Consider the following 2,918-nt stretch of genomic DNA (forward strand, 5'->3'; position numbering starts at 1 on the left):
GCGGCTACGTTGTTTTTGCTTAAAATGGTGTCGCCGCCCCCCTCGTGGGGGGTGGTGCAAATGTCTTTGCCCTTTCTTATAATTCCGGTGGCCCCACCGGGCGCCCTCTACCCGCCCGGTGTCGCACTGCGTTTGCGGGGTGCTGCCGTCTATGCGGCTGCGGTGTCCTCGGCGTCGTCGGCGCGGGGTTCGAGTGCCTCGGCGAGGGTGTGGACGGTCGCCAGGACTGCGCGGGCTGTGTCGGTGATGACCTCGAGGTCTCCGTTTCCCCATCCGGCGATGTAGCCGATGCTGTAATCGGTGGTATCCAGTCCGAGTAATCCGGCCAGGACGTAGGCGACGGATTCGGCTTCCACTTCGGCGCGGCCTCGGTGCAGCTCGGCGGGGTCGATGTCTCCGCTGGCGTGCATGAGCGCGTGAGCGGCTTCGTGAATCATCGTTTTCGCGGCTTGTGCGTCGCTGATCGTGTCGTCGACGATGATGCGGCGTGATCCGTCGAGGCTGGTGCGGCCGTTCGATTCTCCGGCGATGTGCTCGCGGGTGACGGTCCATCCCTGTTCCGTCATCACCTGTGCGATGCGGGTGTAGATGGCGGCCGGGTCTTCGCCTTGCAGTCGGGTGGTGATGGTCTCGGCTGCTGCTGCGGGGTGCCCTTCGATCGGATCGGTCTGGGCGATGTCGAACACGGACAGGATCGGGAACCGTGCTGCTCGGCGAGTGGTTTCCTCGCCGGTCTCGGTGTCGGTTTCGGTGATCTTCTTGGTCGAGTAGCCGAAAATCTTGATCGACTTTTCGCCCTTGCGGACCTGGCGTCCGAGTTCCTGCCACTTGCGGAATCCGGCGACCTGGCTCGCGTCCGGCGCCTGCGAGAAAATCAACATCACGTTGTTGAAGCTGTACGCGTGGAACGCTGCTGCGGCGGTCAGGTAGGCGGCCCATGCATCGGTGTCGGTGAGCTGGGCAACCTTCGCGGTGATGCTCTCGTGCAGTGCGGCGGCCTGCTCGCGGCGCGCTGCGCTCTTGTCCGCCGTGGTCTTCGCCTGTGCGCTCATAACTGGAACCTCCGCTGATCCGGTGGCGTCCCCCTGCTCGGTGGCCGCCAATTTTTTTGCCCTGCTGGCAAAGGAGAATCGCGTCGGCATGAGGGGGCCGGAGTGCCACCCCTGGGCCGGGAAAATTTCTCTGCGAGCGTGCGAGTGCGGGTTGAGAAAATTTCTCGGAGCCCTCGGGCCGGCATCGCCGCCAGGGGTTGCGCGCAGGTCACCGCCGACGAGAATCGGAAGGCCAGAAGGACAAACAAATCAACGCTTTTCGCTGGTGCGGAGCGCAGCGGAGCTCAATTCGGAGGACACCGAAGGTGGCCGGCCGCTGGGCAGGCGCCAACACACCGCCGCAACGGGCCTGGCGTTCGCACCTCCCACTCGGTGCGCTGGCGGGGTGATTGTGCGGGAGCGACGGAGGCCGGCCACGTGTGGTGTCGCGGTAGCTCTGCTCTCGCGGTGAGTTCCCTGAAGAGGAACGGCCTATTTAAACTCGCTCGTATTCTAAGAGGGGATATCTTTTAGCCCTTGTTAGTAAATACGCCACGATGCACCCAGCTTGGAGTGCCGGAGCATTATTATCGTGTCTGTACGGGCAGCTGAGAGCCAATTCTTGCCGGGTGTATCAATTCAGTCTCGCGACTCCGGGAAGCTCGCAGATTGTCGGTGTGACCTGGTACGATTGCTCTACCTTCTCGAAAAATCGGGAAGGCCAGCAATCCCAGAAAGAACGGAAGTGCACCAGAAGTGTGTGGAAATTCTGATTCAAAGGGGACATATGTGAATTGATACGAAAGGACACTCACATGAATAGAAGTAATGAGTTACATGAGGAAAACGGATCTAGTCGAGAGAATGCATCTGGACAAAGGACTCGATCTCGTTGGTGGTCGGATGAGTCTTTGGCAACGCAGGTGTGGCGCGGCGATCGGTCCATGCAGGTGATCGGCAAGGCAGCGGATGCCGTTTGGGGTCTGATCAGCGTGGTTTTCCTGCTGATTCGCGTCGTAGGCTGGCTGGGGTATGAGGTTCCTTTTGGGGATCCCGCTGCGCTTGAATTTGTGAAGTCGGCAGTTTGGATCCCTGGATTCAAAGGTTTGGTGCGTCGGGTGTTGATTGTGGCGTTGGCGTTGCCGCTGATTCTGGTGGGCTGGTTGGTTCGATGGGTACGAAGAGCGTGAAGGCGCTGTTCGTAGGCCCTTAATCGCAAATGGAGATGAGGATGGTCCGACCCTGAGTCGGGCCATTTCTCTGTCCGGGGTTGTCCGTCGGGGGTCGAGGCTTGGTCGCGTTTCGGCTGGTCGGACGTGCGTTTCGGATCTTCGTCGGCGGCGCTTGGTGGTTGAACGCTGCTAATTTGGGCGTGTCCACAGGTTGAAGCGAGGTGGGGGAAAAGTTGATGGATAGTTGGAGTCCGGATTTTCGGCCGCGGAAGTGGGAGCGAGAAAAGGAGCAGTTCGCGGCATGGATGGCCGGCGCGGACGTTCGTGGGCTGTGGAAACGTCGCCGTTTCGGAATCTGGCGCGAGGAGCAGTTTTCGGCGCGGATACGCGTTGCTCGCGACGCTGAGCAGAAGCGTCAAGCGGAGCTGATGGCGAATCCCAGTGCTGAGCTTGTTGAGGCATATCGGGAGTTGCAGGCTGCGGAGGCGGCGTCCGGTGCGAGGATCGGTTGCGCGCGGGGCGGCGATATGACTGACCCGAAAACGGTTCGGGCTCTTGCTCGGCTGTTGAGTGATCCCGCCGAAAAGTTTCAGTAGGAGCAATTCACGGGCCGCATTTGTGCTGGTCGTAGAAGTCGAACAGGGTCTCGTCGTCGACCAGGATGTCCCGGCGCCGGGCCCGGTGCTCCAGCTCCTCGACCTCGGTGAGGAGGCGA

Annotated in this window: 3 protein-coding genes and 1 pseudogene; 2 read left to right on the forward strand and 2 right to left on the reverse strand. The window is 61.0% G+C overall.

Annotated features, from left to right (window positions below):
• Window positions 1-149: 149 nt before the first annotated feature.
• The gene (locus tag ABT116_RS41735) at window positions 150-1,052 is read right to left on the reverse strand and encodes an ArdC-like ssDNA-binding domain-containing protein (RefSeq protein ID WP_311052708.1); all 903 of its coding nucleotides are present in this window, start codon (window positions 1,050-1,052) and stop codon (window positions 150-152) included.
• A 923-nt stretch (window positions 1,053-1,975) separates the two neighbouring features.
• Here ABT116_RS41735 and ABT116_RS41740 point away from each other — a divergent pair.
• On the forward strand, window positions 1,976-2,221 hold the full coding sequence (locus tag ABT116_RS41740; RefSeq protein WP_219468719.1) for a hypothetical protein: 246 nt from the start codon (window positions 1,976-1,978) through the stop codon (window positions 2,219-2,221).
• A gap of 203 nt (window positions 2,222-2,424) precedes the next feature.
• A complete protein-coding gene (locus ABT116_RS41745) occupies window positions 2,425-2,799 on the forward strand; it encodes a hypothetical protein (RefSeq protein WP_351645575.1) in 375 nt (124 codons plus the stop codon).
• A gap of 25 nt (window positions 2,800-2,824) precedes the next feature.
• On the opposite strand, the pseudogene ABT116_RS41750 reads toward ABT116_RS41745, so the two are convergent.
• Window positions 2,825-2,918, reverse strand: a pseudogene (locus tag ABT116_RS41750) (DUF3418 domain-containing protein); the annotation flags it as partial.

Origin of the sequence: Streptomyces sp. NPDC002130, from assembly GCF_040296465.1 — a bacterium.
Taxonomy (GTDB): Bacteria; Actinomycetota; Actinomycetes; order Streptomycetales; family Streptomycetaceae; genus Streptomyces.

Excerpts from the sequence above, each read along its gene's own strand:
- ABT116_RS41740 (WP_219468719.1), top strand. The coding sequence starts at position 1,976 with ATGCAGGTGATCGGCAAGGCAGCGGATGCCGTTTGGGGTCTGATCAGC.
- ABT116_RS41735 (WP_311052708.1), bottom strand. The coding sequence starts at position 1,052 with ATGAGCGCACAGGCGAAGACCACGGCGGACAAGAGCGCAGCGCGCCGC.